This is a genomic window from Halalkalibacter oceani (assembly GCF_023715705.1).
Lineage (GTDB): Bacteria > Bacillota > Bacilli > Bacillales > Bacillaceae_D > Halalkalibacter > Halalkalibacter oceani_A.
In genome coordinates this window covers 1-255 of the sequence record NZ_JAMBOS010000117.1, presented here as the reverse complement: position 1 = coordinate 255, position 255 = coordinate 1, and the positions used below count along the sequence as shown (strand labels likewise).

The following is a 255-nucleotide window of genomic DNA, read 5'->3' as shown; positions in this document are numbered from 1 at the left end:
GTCAGGTTGAGGTTATCTATGATCCTGCGAATATTGAGGAGCTTACCATTGAGTTCGAGGATTATACTCCTTGGAAAGCCAAGAAGCTTGTGATTGGAGAAAAAGCTGGGAAGCGTCCTGCATTACCTGAGCACCTGCAGGTGCAGGGTGTTGACTCTTCAAGACTATTAAAGGCAGCTGAACGAAAGAACCAGGAACGTCAAATCGAACAGAAGCCTGCCGTGACCTTCCGTGGCGTTTGGAAGGAGGATGATT

At 47.8% G+C, this 255-nt stretch carries 1 pseudogene; it reads left to right on the top strand.

The features are described from left to right. Positions 1-255: pseudogene (locus M3212_RS21875) on the top strand (transposase); the annotation flags it as partial.